General features: G+C 52.3%; 18 protein-coding genes and 1 tRNA gene. 5 read left to right on the forward strand and 14 right to left on the reverse strand.

What is annotated here, in order from left to right:
* Positions 1-52: 52 nt before the first annotated feature.
* Positions 53-760, forward strand: coding sequence for an ankyrin repeat domain-containing protein (locus tag B2118_RS06385; protein ID WP_428054286.1), 708 nt, complete (start codon positions 53-55; stop codon positions 758-760).
* Between the two features lie 12 nt (positions 761-772).
* Here the strand turns inward: B2118_RS06385 and B2118_RS06390 are convergent, their stop codons facing one another.
* The 5 genes from B2118_RS06390 to B2118_RS06410 all read right to left on the reverse strand — a co-directional run bounded on the left by B2118_RS06390 (position 773) and on the right by B2118_RS06410 (position 4482).
* Positions 773-1864, reverse strand: a complete 1092-nt coding sequence (locus B2118_RS06390; protein WP_428054288.1) for a hypothetical protein — start codon at positions 1862-1864, stop codon at positions 773-775.
* A gap of 111 nt (positions 1865-1975) precedes the next feature.
* Positions 1976-2356, reverse strand: a complete 381-nt coding sequence (locus B2118_RS06395; RefSeq protein ID WP_428054290.1) for an OsmC family protein — start codon at positions 2354-2356, stop codon at positions 1976-1978.
* 59 nt (positions 2357-2415) lie between these two features.
* Positions 2416-2814: an OsmC family protein gene (locus B2118_RS06400; protein WP_428054292.1), complete on the reverse strand. Its 399-nt coding sequence runs from the start codon at positions 2812-2814 to the stop codon at positions 2416-2418.
* Positions 2815-3108: 294 nt separating this feature from the next.
* A tRNA-Asn gene (locus tag B2118_RS06405) sits at positions 3109-3183 on the reverse strand.
* Between the two features lie 42 nt (positions 3184-3225).
* The gene (locus B2118_RS06410) at positions 3226-4482 is read right to left on the reverse strand and encodes an MFS transporter (RefSeq protein ID WP_428054294.1); all 1257 of its coding nucleotides are present in this window, start codon (positions 4480-4482) and stop codon (positions 3226-3228) included.
* Between the two features lie 50 nt (positions 4483-4532).
* Here B2118_RS06410 and B2118_RS06415 point away from each other — a divergent pair, with 50 nt between their 5' ends.
* The 3 genes from B2118_RS06415 to B2118_RS06425 all read left to right on the forward strand — a co-directional run bounded on the left by B2118_RS06415 (position 4533) and on the right by B2118_RS06425 (position 7428).
* Positions 4533-5504 carry a DnaJ C-terminal domain-containing protein gene (locus B2118_RS06415; protein ID WP_428054296.1) on the forward strand — a complete coding sequence of 324 codons (972 nt, stop codon included), beginning with the start codon at positions 4533-4535 and terminating at the stop codon, positions 5502-5504.
* A 105-nt stretch (positions 5505-5609) separates the two neighbouring features.
* The gene (gene preA, locus B2118_RS06420; RefSeq protein WP_428054298.1) at positions 5610-6797 is read left to right on the forward strand and encodes an NAD-dependent dihydropyrimidine dehydrogenase subunit PreA; all 1188 of its coding nucleotides are present in this window, start codon (positions 5610-5612) and stop codon (positions 6795-6797) included.
* A 118-nt stretch (positions 6798-6915) separates the two neighbouring features.
* Positions 6916-7428 carry a type IV pilin protein gene (locus B2118_RS06425; RefSeq protein ID WP_428054300.1) on the forward strand — a complete coding sequence of 171 codons (513 nt, stop codon included), beginning with the start codon at positions 6916-6918 and terminating at the stop codon, positions 7426-7428.
* Positions 7429-7721: 293 nt separating this feature from the next.
* Here B2118_RS06425 and B2118_RS06430 read toward each other — a convergent pair whose 3' ends face one another.
* The 7 genes from B2118_RS06430 to B2118_RS06460 are packed head-to-tail and all read right to left on the reverse strand — an operon-like array spanning position 7722 to position 12082.
* The gene (locus B2118_RS06430; RefSeq protein WP_428054302.1) at positions 7722-7964 is read right to left on the reverse strand and encodes a hypothetical protein; all 243 of its coding nucleotides are present in this window, start codon (positions 7962-7964) and stop codon (positions 7722-7724) included.
* Positions 7961-8161: a hypothetical protein gene (locus tag B2118_RS06435; RefSeq protein ID WP_428054304.1), complete on the reverse strand. Its 201-nt coding sequence runs from the start codon at positions 8159-8161 to the stop codon at positions 7961-7963. Before B2118_RS06435 ends, B2118_RS06430 begins: the two co-directional genes overlap by 4 nt.
* 15 nt (positions 8162-8176) lie before the next feature.
* Positions 8177-8395: a hypothetical protein gene (locus B2118_RS06440; protein WP_428054306.1), complete on the reverse strand. Its 219-nt coding sequence runs from the start codon at positions 8393-8395 to the stop codon at positions 8177-8179.
* On the reverse strand, positions 8392-9834 hold the full coding sequence (locus B2118_RS06445; RefSeq protein ID WP_428054308.1) for a hypothetical protein: 1443 nt from the start codon (positions 9832-9834) through the stop codon (positions 8392-8394). The genes B2118_RS06440 and B2118_RS06445 overlap by 4 nt, the downstream gene beginning before the upstream one ends.
* Positions 9835-9842: 8 nt before the next feature.
* A complete protein-coding gene (locus tag B2118_RS06450; RefSeq protein WP_428054310.1) occupies positions 9843-11114 on the reverse strand; it encodes a hypothetical protein in 1272 nt (423 codons plus the stop codon).
* A gap of 13 nt (positions 11115-11127) precedes the next feature.
* Positions 11128-11613, reverse strand: coding sequence for a hypothetical protein (locus B2118_RS06455; protein WP_428054312.1), 486 nt, complete (start codon positions 11611-11613; stop codon positions 11128-11130).
* Positions 11597-12082, reverse strand: coding sequence for a hypothetical protein (locus tag B2118_RS06460; RefSeq protein WP_428054314.1), 486 nt, complete (start codon positions 12080-12082; stop codon positions 11597-11599). The genes B2118_RS06455 and B2118_RS06460 overlap by 17 nt, the downstream gene beginning before the upstream one ends.
* 40 nt (positions 12083-12122) lie before the next feature.
* On the opposite strand from B2118_RS06460, the gene B2118_RS06465 reads away from it, so the two are divergent.
* Positions 12123-12842, forward strand: coding sequence for a hypothetical protein (locus tag B2118_RS06465; RefSeq protein WP_428054316.1), 720 nt, complete (start codon positions 12123-12125; stop codon positions 12840-12842).
* A gap of 56 nt (positions 12843-12898) precedes the next feature.
* Here the strand turns inward: B2118_RS06465 and B2118_RS06470 are convergent, their stop codons facing one another.
* On the reverse strand, positions 12899-15502 hold the full coding sequence (locus B2118_RS06470; protein ID WP_428054318.1) for a hypothetical protein: 2604 nt from the start codon (positions 15500-15502) through the stop codon (positions 12899-12901).
* Positions 15502-16074 (reverse strand): hypothetical protein, encoded by a 573-nt coding sequence (locus B2118_RS06475; RefSeq protein WP_428054320.1) that lies wholly within the window; start codon positions 16072-16074, stop codon positions 15502-15504. The genes B2118_RS06470 and B2118_RS06475 overlap by 1 nt, the downstream gene beginning before the upstream one ends.
* Between the last annotated feature and the right edge of the window lie 282 nt (positions 16075-16356).

Here is a 16356-nt window from a genome sequence, read left to right on the forward strand (position 1 = left end):
ACGACAACTACAATACAAAAGACAGGCAACCTATTTTTGCTACAATAACATTATGAAGAAACTCGCTATCCTTTTGATTACCGTCCTAGTGGTATGGCTGGCGGTGGACTATCACCACGCGCTTAAAAAAGAACAAGGCGAAGCCCTGGTAACTGCCGCGTATTACGGGGATTTACTGTCCGTAAAGGAAGCCTTGGAAGAGGGCGCGCCCGCTGATTATACCCTCTATTTTAACGATGACGAACGCCAATATACCGAAACGGAATTTAACGCCTTGCAGGCCGCCGCATCCAGCGGAAATGAGGACGTTATCAACTTTTTATTAGAGCAAGGCTTTGACATCAACGCCCCCACGCCGGACGGCTGGACGCCGCTCTACATTGCCGCGCGCGATGGGCAGGCCGAAGCCGCCAAACTCCTCGTGTTCCGCAAGGCCGAGTTAAACGCGCAAACACATTTAGGGGCTACCGCGCTCATTATGGCGCTTACCCAACCGTTTGAAACCGAGCAGGCACGCACGGATTTACTTACCTATATGCTTAAACGCGGAGCCAACCCCAATTTGGCGGACAAGGCGGGTTTTCCCCCGCTTTATTACGCCGCCGCCACGCTGGCCCCGGCGCGAGTGCAACTGCTTTTGGAAAACGGAGCCCAAGCCACGCCCGAACAGTTGGGAAAAATACTAAAAATGCTCCAACTAAAAAGCGATAAAAATGCCAAAAAAATAGCCGCCCTCTTAAAAAAGAAAGCGGCCAAATAAATGTTTTTCGCTTTACGGAAGCGTAAACTCCACCACCCGGAGTTTGCGCTTTTCGTTTAATACGGTAAAGCGCAAAAGGTCGCCCGGTTGCAAATCAAACTCGGCAAACGCCAGTTCCGCGTGAGCGTCCTCGTACGGTTGGGGGTAATTGCGCAAATCCAACGTAAAAACGGCTTTTTCCCCGCGCCACACGGCCACACTCTTCACGCGCTCCTCTAACGATAAGCGGCCAATTTCCCAACCGCGGAATACCAGCGGGCGCGCGGGCAGTTTTTCCGCTTGAAAATATTGGTCCAACATCATCGGCACCGCCTGCGAAAGATTGACGGCATAAGTATGGCTCTGCGCGCGGCTGCCCGGCATCGCACATCCGCCGGAGTGCAACGCCACCACCCGCCAACTACTGCCTTGTTTTTGAAAGACGGGCGAACCGCAGTAGCCGCTTAATAAAAAGGGCGTATTTACCTCATCTTGCTTGATTTCGCGCTGGCCAATTACGCCAAACCCCGCCGCATTGGTAACATCTCGCCGGACGGGCAAAAAGTCTCGCCGCCCATACGGGCCCGCCACATACCCAAACGAAAACGAGGGCGTATTCGTCTGCACTGGGCCCAATGAAAAGGGCTCCGCGCCGTTTTCCAGCGCGCTTTTGGGCAAAGGGGCCAGAGAGACGTCGGGCGCGCTCCACCCCGCACTGCCGCTGACGGCAATCGTAACCGGGTACTCCTGCAAACCCGCGTTATTCCACACGCGCACCACGCGCTTTTGGCCTTTTGCTCCGCCAATGTGGTATGGCATTGCCGCCCACAGTTGCCCGTGCGATTCAAACAAAAAGCCCGTTCCCAGCACGGTGGGCGATTCGGGGCGCGCCACCTGAATAAGCCCCTTGGGCACGCGCGCCATCAGTTCGGCAGGGCCTGCAAAACGGCTGCGGGAAGCGGCAAAAATCTTTTTGGCAAGTTCGGGCATTAGCCGGGGCAAAGAAGTCATTTCCGACCCGGTTTTGGCGAGTTTTAAGGCCTCTGCCGGCACGCGGAACAACTGCGCACGAACGGGCAAGGCCGTAAGCAAGAGTAAACTGCACACAATAGAAAAACGGTTCATATATATATTATATCGGTTTGCGGGGCCACACCAAAAGGGCCAAAAGACCTAGTTGCCGTGGGCCCTAAAAGGACACAAAAATCCCGCACAAGCAATCTATGCGGGATGAAATTATTTAACGGTAATTTTGTATTCTACGTCTTCGCGCAGGCTGTTGTGTACCGGGCAGGTTTGGGCGACGTGCGTGTAAAAATTCTTTTGCTCGCCCGTTAAGCCCGCCTTAAACGTAAACACCAACTCCACCGACACCACCCGCCGCGGCGTACCGCCAAACTGCGGAGCGACGGACAGCGTAGTGCCCGTTACGTCCTCCCCGCGTTTTTGGGCGGCATAGCCAATCATCGTAAGCATACACGCCCCCAATGCGCTGGCCAACACTTCGCCGGGCTGCATATCCTCGCGTGGGTCAAAATACGCGGTGCGCACGGAACCGTTTTTGCCGTCCAGCACACTCACTGTTTGCAAGTTTTCTCCCAAGGTTGTTGTAATCATATTCCCCTCCTATGGGTATCATAACAGATTAGGCGCCGTTTGGGGGCCGTGATTTTGGGTTATAAAACCTCCACCGTTACCTTTACTTCTTTGCTTAATGTTTGGTGTACGGGGCAGGCGTTTACCGCCGAGAGATAGAACTTTTTTTGCTCTTGCGAAAAGTGCGCGGGAAACGTGATTTTTAAGACAAACTCCCCCACGCGGCGAGGATTGGCGGCCATAATTTTTTGTATGGATAAATGCGCGCCCTTAAAATCTTCCCCGCGCGCGGCAGCCATTTTACCCATAATCGTAAGCGTGCAAGCGGCAAAGGCCGAAGCCAACAAATCCGTGGGCGAAAAGCGGCGGCCCTTTCCGCCGTTATCGGGTGGCAAATCGGTTTGAAGCGTGGTTCCGGTCGGCCCGTGGACGAGTTCCGTTTCCCCGTCGCCGGTATAAGTGCAAGTAATTTCTGTCATATGGAAAACTCCTAAATAAAATGCCCATAATGTACTGGGCTTATTAATAAGATACAAAAAATAATAAGGTTTTGCCGAAGTACAAACAAAAATTTGGGTAGAGGCGAAGCACGGACTATCTGCCGCCCGCAGGGTGCCATTTTGTCAGTTAGCAACTTTGCTTAAATAATGAGGCTCAAATAATCAACAGAGCGCAGAAAATCTGCCGCCTGCAAGGCCGCCCTATCGCAGGCAAAGCAGTTTGCCTGCTCTCGGGGGCATAAAAAAGCCACGCTTTCGCGTGGCTTTTTTAAATGGCTCCCCGAGTAGGGCTCGAACCTACAACCTACCGGTTAACAGCCGGTCGCTCCACCATTGAGCTATCGGGGAAAAATCTGTTTTTTTAAACTGCTCATCCTTGCTACATATTTATTATAGTAAATCCTTTTTGTTTTGTAAACTCTTTTTTTTCTCCGACGATAAAACCTGCCAAAAATCTTCCTTCCGCCGGGCGTACACACTCACAAAAGTAAGCCCCATAAACACCGCACTCACCAAAAGTAGCGTGTTTTGCAACCCAGCCCAACTAATGCACCCAGCCAGCCCCAGCACGCATATACTTTCCACCGTATAAGTGGCGGTGGCGTACAGCCCCAAGGTTTTACTGCGCAGCGGCACCGGGGTTTGCAGTAAAATAATGCTAATAATCATCGCCCCAAACGCGCCAAACGGCACCCCGCACAGCGTGGTAGCCGCCAACACAATGTATGTAGGCAACTTAAAGTATAATACCAAAATTGAAAGCAAGTAGCCCAAATAATTGCACGAAAGGAGCGTAAAGAAGGAAAATTTCTTGGCCGCACCCGCAAAAAACAACGCGCCTGCAAAAGCTCCCAGCCCAAAGGCCGCGCCCAAAAAGCCCAAGTAAACCGTGTTGAACCCGTGTTCATATATATAAGAGGGAAGCAAAATAAGTTCCCACGACTGGCCCAAAATAAATGTAGGCAAAGTAAACAAAATAGGCTCCCACAGCATACGGTCCGTTTTCAAATGGGAGATAACCTCGCGGTATCCGGCCAACGGTCGCAACTGCCGCGGACGGCGGTTACTAAAAACCACCACGCACAACACCACAATAATCAGGCAGAAAAACACGCACAGTTCCCACGCATACAAAAGCCCGCAGTAGGCAATCACGGCCCCGGCCAAAAGCGGCCCGGCGACGGACATAATACCGTCAAAGGCTTCAATAATGCCCGAGGTTTTGGCAAGCGGTACATCGGCATAGCGCGAGAATGTGGGAGACAGGGCCGTGCGCGCCAGTTGCCCGGGCGCATCAAAAAATGAACTTAAAAAAATAAGCAGGCCGATAAGCCACGGCCAATCCTTGCCCGCCAAAATTAAAACAGGGATTAACCCTAATAGCAATAGTTGGATAACCTCGCACGAGAGCATCGTTTTGGAGCGGCCCAACTTGTCTATGATGGGAGCACCAAAAAGCGAGGAAAAAATATTCGGCAGCAGCGCACAAAAGCCCACCACACCCGTCCACAAAATACTGCCCGTGGACGACAAAATATACCACGGAAGCAAAATTTGCATAAACTGGTTCGTCAGCGAGGAGAAGGCTTCCGTCGTTAATATCAGCCGCAGGGGCGTTTTGTTGGCGCTTCTAGTTAGTAATAGCATATTGAATATATAGAAAAATTATATAAAATGATAGTTGGAAGGTGTGAATTATGGCAGAATACAAAGATTACTATAAAATTTTAGGCGTGAGTAAAACCGCCTCGGACGCCGATATTAAAAAGGCGTTCAAAACAATGGCCCGCAAGTATCACCCGGATATGCACCCGGAAGCGGAAAAGGCAAAATGGACGGAAAAATTTAAAGATTTAAACGAGGCTTATACCGTCCTGTCCGATAAACAAAAACGCACAATCTACGACCAAGTGGGCGAGCAAGGCTACCAAGACTATGCCCGCGGCGGCGGGGCTTCCTCCCGTGCGCGTTCGTCAGCAGGCGGCAACCCGTATCAACAATACCAGCAATACTCTTACGGTGGAAACACCGGCGGATTTTCCGGCTTTGGCGGCGCAGGCGGTGCGCAAGCCTTTGGCGGAGGAGATTTCAGCGATTTCTTCCAAAGTATTTTTGGCGGTATGGGCGGAGGCGGTTTCTCCGGCTTTGGCAAGAACTTTGGCCGCAGTGCGGCTTCGGGCCAAGCCGAGGGTGATGTGGAAGCCGAACTGACGCTCAACCTGGAAGACGCACACCGTGGCGGCAATATGCAAATGACCTTGCCCAACGGACGCACGGTTACCGTTAAACTCCCCGCCGGGGTCAGCGAGGGCAAAAAGATTAAACTTAAAGGGATGGGCAACCCGACCTCCCGCGGCAACGGCGATCTGTATTTGGTGGTAAAAATCCGCCCGCACGCAATGTACCGTTTGGAGGGCGAGGACCTCTATGTTCCTGTAACGCTTATGCCGTGGACGGCAGCCCTGGGCGGCACGATTTATGTGCCCACACTGGACGGGCCCGTCAAAGTAAAAGTGCCCGCCGGAACCCACAGCGGAAAGAAACTTAAATTAAGCGGCAAGGGATTAAGCGCCAAGGGCAGTTTGTACGTAACCCTGACGATAGACGTCCCCCGCACCTTAACCAAGGAACAAAAGGACCTGTTTACCAAACTAGCCGCCCTTGGGTAATATTTCCCGCCGGAGTTTCTTTCACTCCGGCGGTTTTTTTTAATTTTCCCCGCAAAAAATAGTTTTATGATACAATGGAAGGAAACTTGTATAGGAGATTATCATATGGCTACACTCAAAACTTCTTTTTTAGGCATAGACTTTGAAAACCCCTTTCTGCTTGCTTCTGCTCCACCCACGGCCTTGATGGAAAGCATTGACGCCGCCTTTGAACTGGGTTGGGGAGGAGCCGTCATCAAAACGATTACGCCTGACAATTTGGAAATGATTGAAGCCAGCCCGCGCTATGCGGTTTTAAAAGAACAAAACAAAATTATCGGCTTCCAAAATATTGAACTTTTAAGCCACCACACCGTAAAATACTGGTGCGAGGCTATTAATTACTTAAAAAAGAAACATCCCACCAAAGTAATCATCGCCAGCATTATGGCCCCGGTGGAACAAAAGGCGTGGCAAGATTTGGTTTGTACGCTCAATAACACTCCCGCGGACGCCTTTGAATTAAACTTCTCCTGCCCGCACGGTATGCCGGAAAAGGGCGTCGGTATGGCTATCGGCACCAACCCGGAAATTTCTTCCCAAATCACCGCTTGGGTAAAGGCCGTGGCCAAGAAACCTGTTTTTGTAAAACTGACTCCAAACGTAACGGACATTACCCGCATCGGGGCCGTGGTGGAACAGGCCGGGGCGGACGGTTTAGCCGCTATCAACACGGTACAGGGTTTTATGGGGCTTGATTTGGAAACGCTCCAACCCAATTTGAATATTGACGGACAGTCCACCTACGGCGGCTGCTCGGGTCCGATGGTAAGAGCCATCGGCCTGCGCTGTGTTACGCAACTGCGCAATACCACCAAACTGCCGATTTTGGGCCAAGGCGGTATTTCCACCTGGCAGGACGCCGCGCAATACATTGCCGCGGGTTCAGACGCCTTAGAGGTCTGCACCGAAGTTATGTTAAACGGGTACGGCGTAATTAAAAATATGAAGAAGGGCCTGCTGGACTATTTGGAACGAAAGGGCTTTGAAAGCATTAACGACCTAAAAGATAAGGCCGCAAAAACGATTACCTCGCACGAGGCCTTGCACAAAAAGACCTACCGCGTTAATCCGGTAATTGATAAAGAAAAATGCGTGTTGTGCGGTAAGTGCGCGCTTATCTGCCGGGAATCCGAACACCAGGCCATTACGCAAACCCCGCAAGGGATGGCGGTGGATTTAAATAAATGCGTGGGCTGCTCGCTGTGTAAAATTGTCTGCCCGGTACAGGCGATTGCGATGAAGGCCAATTAAAACGATGTTTTTTCACTTGGGGAACCCTTGCGTGTTCCCCTTTTTTATATTGCAATCCGGGCGTTTTTTGCTATACTATGGTGTAAGCAATTTTTATTTTAATTTAGGGAGATAAAAAATGACTGGTAACAACTCTGGTTTTACTCTTATTGAACTGTTGGTGGTGGTGCTGATTATCGGCGTATTGTCCGCTATCGCGCTGCCCCAATACACCACGGCTGTGGAAAAATCCCGCGCCGCCGAAGCCCTCACGCTGATGAGCGCCACGCGCGATGCGGTGGAACGCTACCGCTTTCAAAAAGATGCCTGGCCGAGCGCCAACAACTTTGCGGTGTTGGATGTGGAAATCCCGCAAAATGGTTCCAACTACGGCGGCAAAAACTATAAAATTACGATGCAGCCATTAAACGACCCAGCGAAATTTGTCATTAACGCTACCCGCAACACCAACAAAGAGGTTTACCAATTAAAAACGGTAATGGTAGATAACGGAAGCGTAATTCAAACCTACCGCTATTGCGGTGCTGCCAGCGATGGGGCGGAAAAGCCCACCCAATTAGACGACAGCACTAAGGCCGGCCAATACTGCAACGCCATTACAAACGGCAACCCGGTAAACGGCAAATTCTAATTTGGCTTTTTGCTAAAAAACTCCCCGGAGGCTTTTACCGCCCCCGGGTTTTTTTGTTCTGTACAAATGTAACCTTTTTTACAAACAACAGATTCCCGACTACAACACTCGGGAATGACAAGCAGAAAAAAGGCCCTCTCTTTTGGCAAAAATAAGGTTGCTCCATTAATCATTGCCTAGCGCATTGATTTGCCGCCTGCTAAGGCGCGGCCCGCAGGGCACAGGCGGTTTCAAAGGCCAGGATAGCGCGTAAGTTGTGCGGACTTAAATGCGCAAGTCCTTCGTCGTGCACGTCAAAGCGAACGCGGCAAACGGGTGCGCTTGCGCGCAAGTTTGTGTTCCCCGCGCAAGACGTCAAGCAAACGCTCATCAGGCACAGCAGCCACCTGCTCCAAGATTTTATCCATTTTTTCATTTTCTTTTTGCTCCTGTTTTGCAACGCGCAACCGCTCTTTTGCGCGGCCCACGGCGGCGGACAATACGCACAGTACGCCCACCGCCATAGCCATCAGTCCGCCGATTAAGGCGTACATCATTTTTTAGCCCCCACAAAAGAGCCGTCCGCATTAACGAGCGACAAGGCGGACAAAACGGCAATAATCTTGCCCAGTACGGCATCATCCTTTTGCGTAGGCGTCAGTTTGACGATTATAGTCGCCACGCCGACTACTCCGCCGATAATAGCAAGCACATCCTGCCAATGTTGGGTACACCAATTAATAAGTTGCGTCATTTGTATTTCTCCTTTTTAGTTTTTTGCGGCGTTAAGTAAAATAACCTTAATGCTTTTTACGTCATCCGCAATCATATCCAACTTCACGTCGGAACGCGCCAAGCGCTCCTCGTGCGCGGATACTTTCTTTTCCAAAATTTCCACGCGCGGGGGCAGGCCATAGAGCGTAAAAAACCAAAAACCCACGGCCAGTAATATTCCCCCCGCATACAGCCAATCTTTGAGTTTGTTCACTTTCCACTCCTGCGTGCGGTGGCCAATAGTTCCAACTGCCGCGCCTGCTGTTTAACGTGCGGGCTGACGGTGGAATTTTCACTCAGCACCACCTCGCGCACCGCCCGCGTAAGGCCCGTGGCCTGCTCCTGCATTTGCAAGGTATCGGCGCTTTCTGTATTTAGATAATACGCGCACACCCACGGGTACAGCGTGGTATGGGCGGGCGTTACGGTCTCGCTCGCGCCATAAACGGCACTGTCCAAGGACGCGTCATTTTCCACATACGCCAAAGAAGTGGAAACGCTAATGGACTGCCCCGTCATCAGGGAATAGCCCTGCAAGTTTTGCACACCCTTGGCGTAAGGCGGCAAAGAAGCCACCCCGCTTACATTGGGCGCGGCTGTATTGCTAAGGGCTTTTACTGTGGGAAGCCCGGCCTTACTTTGCGTAATGCCGTTTTCCCCGTCTGCGTTTTTAATGTAATTTGTCAGTTTGGGCAGGCGCAGGGAGCCGGACACTTCGTCCGCCACATAATACGGGCACTCGCCGTAGGTGGAAAGGGCTTCGTCGTACTGGGCTTTGGTTTTGCACAGTTCGGGGTGGCTTTTTGCCCACGCGTAAAAATCGGGGTACAAGGTGGCGGCACTAGCGATATATTCCCCCGTCCACAACGGCAAGGCCCCGGGATTATCCGCCGCCGTTTTACTCTGGCTCCAATACACTTCGCCCAAACTTTTGCCCAAGGAGCGCAAGGCATACGCGCGGGCCTGCTGGGCATATGAAGCCGCCAACTCCGCAGACGCCTGCGCCGAAGCGGTCAGGCTTTCCCCCTGACTGGCAAGCGCGGCGGACAAGGTTTGCTGGGTAGAAGAAAGGGCTTCTTGGGCCTGCTGTTCCCTAGCGGAAATATCGGCCACCGCCTGCGCCGAAACGGTTTGCGCCTTTCCGGCGTTTAAGAGCGCCGCCTTGGCCGATAGTTCCGCCTGATTGGCTGCGGTTTGCGCTTCGTCCGCTGCCTGCCGCACTTGGTTAAAAAACTCCCCGGCCCCGGGCGAAGCGGGCTCCACCGACGCGGGATATTTGATACAGCGCGAGGTTTCTTCTCCCAACTCCTGCACGAGCAAGGTAAGTTTATCGTAAGCCTGTTCCAATACTTCGGCGTCCAATTCGCCTTGGCGCAATAAATCCACCTCTTGCGTGGGCGGCGTGTGGCGCAGAAGCGTAATCGTCCAATTTTCGGGCAAGGGCGCAAGGCCGCTGGCCTCTATCGGGTAAATAAGCGTATGGGTGCTTTCGTCCAACCGGTAATGTTCGGTTAAGCGGGTTTCCACGCCTTGGGGCGAGGTCAAAAACACCTGCAAATGGTCCGCCGACAACAGCGGGAAATCCACATCCCAACGGGTGTTTTCGCCGTTTCCGGCGTAAATGCGTTTTGTAACTTGGGTGGAAATGGTCATAGTTTCTCCTATAAATCAAAATACGTTTTAATTTGTTTGAGGGCGTTCAAACGCTCCTGCGGGTCGGCGGACGAACACAATACTTCGCGTTTTATTTCGTCCTGCGTGCTTGCGGGAAGCCCCTTCTTTTGCGCCCAGGCTTCTATTCCGGCGCACAGAAACGCGCCCATTTTATCGTCCGCTCCGGCTTGGCGGGAGAAAGATGCGGCGGACAAGGCCAAAAATTCCCGCGCCGAAACTTCGCCCTTTTCAAAGGCGCGCGCGTTCTCTTTTTCCGTTCCGCTAAAATACAAACGGTTAAAGGTTCCCGCCGAAGTGTGAGGTGCGGGAGTGCCAAACCGGGACACCGCACAGGCAACCTCCCCAGTATATTTAAGCGGGGATAAAGCCAAGCGTTGGCAGGCCTCTTCGGGCGTAGCGGCGGAAGCCAACCATAAAAACGCGTGCGTCTGTTGGGCAAATTCCTGTTGTCGGGCCTGCGCGCCTAAACCCGAAAGGCGCTCTAATACTGCCTGGTCCGACGTTTGCGATTTCGCCCATTTTAGGCGCGCGTCGGCGGAGCCGTCCGTTTGAGAAAGGGAATCATCCCAATATTTTTGCGCTTCGCTGTCCGCCTTGGCCGCGCAGATTATCGCGGTTAGTTCGTCTTGCTCCGCCTTGGAAAACAACCCCGCAAATTTTTGATATACCCCCTGCGCCGCCTGATAATTCTGCACCGATACGGCCCGCTTAATGCACGCCCGCGCGGCTAAACCCCGCACGTGGGCAAGGTCCGCTTGCGCACTTTTGGCGGAAACTCCGGCGGCTATCAGACGGCTTTCGTAGCCCGGCAACTGCTCGTTTAAATACGCGTCCAGCGCACCCGCCGACGGAGCAAAAGAGCCCGTTTCCACCAAGAGATTTTTTTCTTGGGCTAGGGCTTCGCTTGCCTGTTGGCGTTGTGCCTGCACTTCCCCGGCAAGGGCGGAAGCGCGCAAAAGCACCCAATCCGCCGCCGCGGGAGAATTGGCGTTTTGCACTTGATTAGCGGCCTTATCCAGGGCTTGCACCCCGTCGGAAACCGCTGATAACAGGGCCTGGCGCGTTTTTATTTCGCCTGAATTTTGCGCTTGCCCCTCTTGCTTGGCAGGAAGCAGCCGGGCCGCCGTGCGCCCCAATTCACCCGCCGCCTGCAAGGTATTTTGATAGGCCTCTTTCAGACGGCTAGGAGACGGGGCGTTTTTTGAAACGCGCGGCGCGCTATATTGTTCTCCGCGCGTGTAAGTTGGAATAGTTGGCATAATCTAAAAACTCCTAATTAAAAATAGAGAGCAACTGTTTGCTCCATTTCCACCACGCGCCCGAGCGTTTGGCTGCGCGCTTATATTGGTTGGCGGTTTCGGTTAAACTGCGGATTTTTTCGCCGTTTTCCAGTTCGTTTTCCCGCAGGGAATCCGTCAGCGTATCGTTTAACGCGTTTTCGTCCAACTGTGCATTTAAACGGCTGTTTTTAAGCAAAGTTTGCACCGTGGCCGATGAGGCGTTTAGGCCCGATGAGGCTAGCGCCGTTTGCTGGCTGCCCAACGTTTGACGGTAATTTTCGTACAGTTCCCGGTTGCGCTCGGCGGCGGATTTAAACAAATACTCCGCTTGGCGTTTCCCGGCAGCAGACACATATTCCGCCTGCCTATTGGCATCCTGCGCTAAGGCTTTATAATAATCCTTTTCGGCCTTTCGGTTGCCAAAGACCGACGCGGCGGACGATACCACATACCCCGCCTGTTTAATAACTCCTCCCATTTTTCTTCCTCCTAAAAATAAACTCTATAAACGTAACGCCTGACGCCATTAAAATACGCCCGGCGGTAAAATTAAGCCGCCCCACTAGCCGTAAGGCGCGTGCGTAGCGGCTGTCCACCCATACAAATAGTTCGGGATATTCGCCCGAAAAATGCACCACCAGCCCGCGCATACAGGCGAAAAAACTCTTGGGGATTTCTTCCACTTCTCCCCCCGTTAAAAGCCACACCTGCGCCCGCACACCCAGCAAACACGGTGCCACAAGCCCGCACACTGCCGCCACTTTCCCTTGGTGCAAAAGAGTAAAGGCGCAACGCGAAACCTGCGCAAAACTGTCTATCAAAATACTAGGCTCCCGCCCGGGGTGCGAAGCGGCCAATTCCCGCCGGTCCTCCGCGCGCAAGGTTTGCGCCAATTTATCGGCGTCCGGCGGTAAAAATTTGCGTAAAACAATGTTATTTTTGCTCATAAAAAGATATACTGTAAAAAACTTGTTAAAGGAGTAATAAATGACGATACTGGTTATTTTGTTTTTACTGGGAATTGTAGCCGTGTATGCGGTATTTTTCCTGCTCTTTAAAGTTATTTGGATGATTTTAAAGAAGAACAGCAACAAATGGCCGCTTATTTTGGCGGGCGTAGCCACGGTGCTCTTGGGCTTGTGCTCCGCCTTGGCGGTGTATTGGGGTGTTAAAAAGGTAACCGCCCCCTTTAAGCCCATTATTGCGGCCGCGCAAACGGCTGCCCCCGTATATGGCGAAAGCACTTATCAGGCCCCCGAATACGGAGCAGAACTGACCGTATATGACGGGATGACGTTCTCCGACTGGATGCAATTAGGCGATGTGGATTTGACCGTAGGCATTGATACCAACGCCTTTAAAAAGGATGCCGCCGGAAAAACGCCCAAGGCCGTTACCTTTGCGGGTATTGCACGCCAAAGAAATGCGGACGAGGACCCGTTCAAGGATTTTAACGAGGTTGTGGTTTCTATTCAAAACCGCCGCCAACTGGAAATCCACTCCTCGGAAAAGGCCACCATTAACGGGCGCGAAGCCCTGCTGGTTTCCGGTACCGCCTATTCCAACCAAGGCAATTCCGTGCCGTTTTGGCTTTCCGTCGTGCCGGCGGATAATCACCAAGTATATTATGTAGTGGCCGGAACGGTGGACGGGCCGGACCAGTTGCTGGCCAAAAGTATGGTGGAAAGTTTGCACTTAACCAAATAATCCCAACCATTTTTGAGCGGGGCTTTTGCTTTTAGGGCAAAAGCCCCTTTTTTATATCAGCGCGTAATAAACGACAGCAAAGTAACCGGCAAGGGGTCCGTCTGACGGAAGACCACCGCCGGGGAAAGGCTGTGCGAGCCGGAAAGATTCAGCACATAATCCCCGGTTTTTAGCGCAAGGGGCGCATTAAAGGGCGCATCCGTGCGCTGGACGATTTCGGTTAAATGCGCTTCGTCCGTGCCGACGAGGCCACCGCGGCTGTCCAACATTTTAACGGTAACGACGCTAAAACGCCTTTTTCTGTCGGCCGCCGTACCGTCCCCGTAGGACAAGGAGGGCGGCAGGGTTACAAGTTCCGCCGTAAAGAGTAGCCCGGCGTGTGCGCAGGTAACCGCGCGGGGCAGCGAGATTTCCCCGTTTTTAACCGTCTGCGGGGCCAACACATTTCCGTCCGCCAGCACCCCAACAGGCAGGCCTTCTAAGTGAGATAAACTGCCTAAGCGCGTAAAGGGTGTTTCGCTTTTGAGTGAAACGGACGCGTCCAAAAACACTTGGTCCTGTGGCTCCTTACTGCCCAGCCGCCGCGCTAACCGTTCCACAAAATAGCCGTTTGTGCGTTTTACCACAAACCACACCTCGTCATATCCCCGGTTAGGCACACAGCAAACACTTTTAAAAAGGCCCTGCGTATCGTGCCGGGTCCACGCGCAGAGGTTTTGCTCGGGCAAATAGGTCAAAGTCAGCGCGGTGCCGTCGTCCAGCACGCACCAAACCAAATTATCCGGCTCCTGCTGGTAACACAGTTCGGCCACCTCGCGGTTAAAGAACAAGTGCTTGGCGAGCAGGGTTAAATCATTGCCGATGTAGGAAGCGGTGTTATAATCATAAAACAAATCCCGCACGCATCCGCCGCGCGCCTGCACAAATAACGCCCGGTTGCCCACCAGCACCGGGGCCGTGCGGCTCGCCCCGCGTTCGCCCTGCTGGGCCACTTGGATATTGGTGGGCGTAAGCGCGCCGGAGCAGGATAACGTCCACTCGCTCCCCGCAGTAAAGAGCAACAAACGCCCGCACACCGCCGCGCCGTGTATGGCGTTTAATTTTTTGCCCGACAGGTTCACGCTGATAGCGTCGTTATCCGTTAGCGTGCCGCGGGAGTGCCCAAAGTCGCTGTGCGCCCCGGTTTTGGAAAACCACACCGTCTGTGCTTCGCGCTTGGTTCCGGCAAGGCCCAAGCGGTCCTGGAAAAAGAACACGCACGAGGGATAGCCCGAAAACGGGCTGAAAGAACCCTCGGCCCAATCGGCCGTCCAATCGGATAGGGCCACCTGCCGCTCCGGGCGGACCACCAGTTGCCGGGCATTTAAATAACCTTCCACCGTTACAACACCCTCTTGGATAAACGCATCGGCCTGCAATTCAAAGCCCGCCTCTCCGCTTGTTTCCAGCGAACGGACGCGCAAATAATACATATCGGCGGTGTCCTCCAAGTGGCCAAGCGCGTTGAAATTTTCCTCGCCGTTCGCGCGGGAGAAATATTTTACCTTCTGCCACGTTTTTCCCCCGTCTTCGGACTTTTCCAACACCAGTTGGCCCGTCCACACCCCGCTGGTGCGCAACTGCCAATCGCCCCCGCTTTTGAGCGTTTGGGAAACGCTTTGATAGCCCAACGTGCCCGAGAGGTACTGGCTTTCCACCGCGTGGGTAAGCGCGAATTTGCCCCCGATATGCCCGGGCTGGAAAAGGTCAAAATCGCTTTCCAGCAAAAATTTGTCATCGCCGGACGGGATTAATTCCCCCTTATTGGCCCCGCCGGACAGCGTTTGCGCCACCGTCAGCACCGCCGGGCGCGTGAAACTGTTGCGGTATTCCAATACAAATTGCATCCCGTTGCAGTCTCCCCCAGTGGCTTGGGGCGAGACGATTTTGATAATGCCGCCCAAATTGGCCGCCGAAAAACCCGCATTGGCAAACTCTTTATTAAAGGCCGCCACTATCCCCGCAATATCCAGCCCGTAATCGCTGGCCGAATAAAACCACACGTTATTAAAATACCCCAGCACCGCCAAGTTAGGATACACTATCGGCTGGAAGGAAAGCGTCGCGCTTACGCCGTCCGACGAGGCGGTTTCGTTATACGGGGTCAGGCGGAGTTTTTTGGACTCGTCCGTATTAGAAAGCATAAACGGCCCGTATTTAAGAGGCACCTCTGTAAAAGTAAATGTGCCGTCCGCCAGCCGGGTAAGTTGCTTGGGCGGGTGATTGGCGTGGACGAGGAAGAGCGTTTGGTCGTACTGGGTATAGTTAATTTGCGCCACTTCATCCGCCAAGTAGGGTGTGGCGAGTTCGTACGGGGTGTTGTCTTCTCCCAGCACTTGGCCGCTTGCCGTGTAAATACGCAGGTATTTTTCCCCCAGTTCCAGCACATAGGCTTCACTCTCCCCCAATACAAAGGGAATCACGCGACAAGGCTTACCCGCGTATTTGGCCCGGCCCATAAATACGGTGCCCGGGCGGTTGGACGCGCCGCCCTGCGGATGGACAAAAAAGTTCCGGGCCGTTTTCAGCCAAGAGGAATAGGCGGGGCTGTCTATACGCGACTGTACGGCGGGGCTCACTTCGCCGCCCGCAAAAGAGGACTGCAAGCAATGCACGCCCATTAGCGAACCTCCGTAAACGCGTCCGTTTGCACGGTTTGCGCAAAGTTTTCCGTCATATTGCTGCGGCGGGCTTCGTCCAAACTGAGCGTATATTTTTGCAAAATTTGCGCAGCCAAGGTGTTATCCCCCGTAAGCGACAACGCCAAATCCGCCGCCAACGCGAGCGAAAAGGATTTGACAAAGGCGGCGTCAAACTGGCTTTCGTCCTCTACGCGGTGGGTGTATTCGGCCCACGCCTGCGGCGCGGCGGATTCCAGCACGCGGGTGCGGAACTTGGGGTGGAAGAGTTCCCGAAACGCGGTATTTTTGTAGGACGGCTGATAAACCCGGCGGATAAACAAGGCTTCCTGCGGGTATTTATACAAAAAGCAGTTGTCCTGTTTTTCCATTAGCGCGAGCGGCTCCCAGACTGTGGCAAAGCCCCAATTATGGGTACGCAAAACCTCATCGCGCACGGGTTCGTAGAACAAATTTAAGCGGCGCGCTTTTTCATCCTCTTGCGTTAAAGAGGATATCGGGGCCTGCCCTAATTGGGCTAAGGCCAAATTACAAATGGTAATTTTTGATATCATTTTTAACTCCTATTTTATTTTTACTTATTTTTTAAATATTTTTTATTTTAATACTAATTTTATAAATGCAAATTTATATATATTTTTGCAAAACAGATTATTTAATTTCTCGGCATTATTGTTTTATTTTTTTATACTTAAATTTATTTTTATTTAAATATTCATTATTTTTATTTTTAATTATTGTTTTGTTATTTTAAAACACAAGATTTGATGTAAATTCCATCCAAATTTTGTAAATTTAAAATTATAGTTAATTTTAAAAATACTTATATTTTAAGT

Origin of the sequence: Candidatus Avelusimicrobium stercoris, assembly GCF_002437085.1 — a bacterium.
Lineage (GTDB): Bacteria > Elusimicrobiota > Elusimicrobia > Elusimicrobiales > Elusimicrobiaceae > Avelusimicrobium > Avelusimicrobium stercoris.

Coding starts and splice junctions, on each gene's coding strand:
- B2118_RS06385 (WP_428054286.1), top strand. CDS start 53: ATGAAGAAACTCGCTATCCTTTTGATTACCGTCCTAGTGGTATGGCTG.
- B2118_RS06390 (WP_428054288.1), bottom strand. CDS start 1,864: ATGAACCGTTTTTCTATTGTGTGCAGTTTACTCTTGCTTACGGCCTTG.
- B2118_RS06395 (WP_428054290.1), bottom strand. CDS start 2,356: ATGATTACAACAACCTTGGGAGAAAACTTGCAAACAGTGAGTGTGCTG.
- B2118_RS06400 (WP_428054292.1), bottom strand. CDS start 2,814: ATGACAGAAATTACTTGCACTTATACCGGCGACGGGGAAACGGAACTC.
- B2118_RS06410 (WP_428054294.1), bottom strand. CDS start 4,482: ATGCTATTACTAACTAGAAGCGCCAACAAAACGCCCCTGCGGCTGATA.
- B2118_RS06415 (WP_428054296.1), top strand. CDS start 4,533: ATGGCAGAATACAAAGATTACTATAAAATTTTAGGCGTGAGTAAAACC.
- preA (WP_428054298.1), top strand. CDS start 5,610: ATGGCTACACTCAAAACTTCTTTTTTAGGCATAGACTTTGAAAACCCC.
- B2118_RS06425 (WP_428054300.1), top strand. CDS start 6,916: ATGACTGGTAACAACTCTGGTTTTACTCTTATTGAACTGTTGGTGGTG.
- B2118_RS06430 (WP_428054302.1), bottom strand. CDS start 7,964: ATGATGTACGCCTTAATCGGCGGACTGATGGCTATGGCGGTGGGCGTA.
- B2118_RS06435 (WP_428054304.1), bottom strand. CDS start 8,161: ATGACGCAACTTATTAATTGGTGTACCCAACATTGGCAGGATGTGCTT.
- B2118_RS06445 (WP_428054308.1), bottom strand. CDS start 9,834: ATGACCATTTCCACCCAAGTTACAAAACGCATTTACGCCGGAAACGGC.
- B2118_RS06450 (WP_428054310.1), bottom strand. CDS start 11,114: ATGCCAACTATTCCAACTTACACGCGCGGAGAACAATATAGCGCGCCG.
- B2118_RS06455 (WP_428054312.1), bottom strand. CDS start 11,613: ATGGGAGGAGTTATTAAACAGGCGGGGTATGTGGTATCGTCCGCCGCG.
- B2118_RS06460 (WP_428054314.1), bottom strand. CDS start 12,082: ATGAGCAAAAATAACATTGTTTTACGCAAATTTTTACCGCCGGACGCC.
- B2118_RS06465 (WP_428054316.1), top strand. CDS start 12,123: ATGACGATACTGGTTATTTTGTTTTTACTGGGAATTGTAGCCGTGTAT.
- B2118_RS06470 (WP_428054318.1), bottom strand. CDS start 15,502: ATGGGCGTGCATTGCTTGCAGTCCTCTTTTGCGGGCGGCGAAGTGAGC.
- B2118_RS06475 (WP_428054320.1), bottom strand. CDS start 16,074: ATGATATCAAAAATTACCATTTGTAATTTGGCCTTAGCCCAATTAGGG.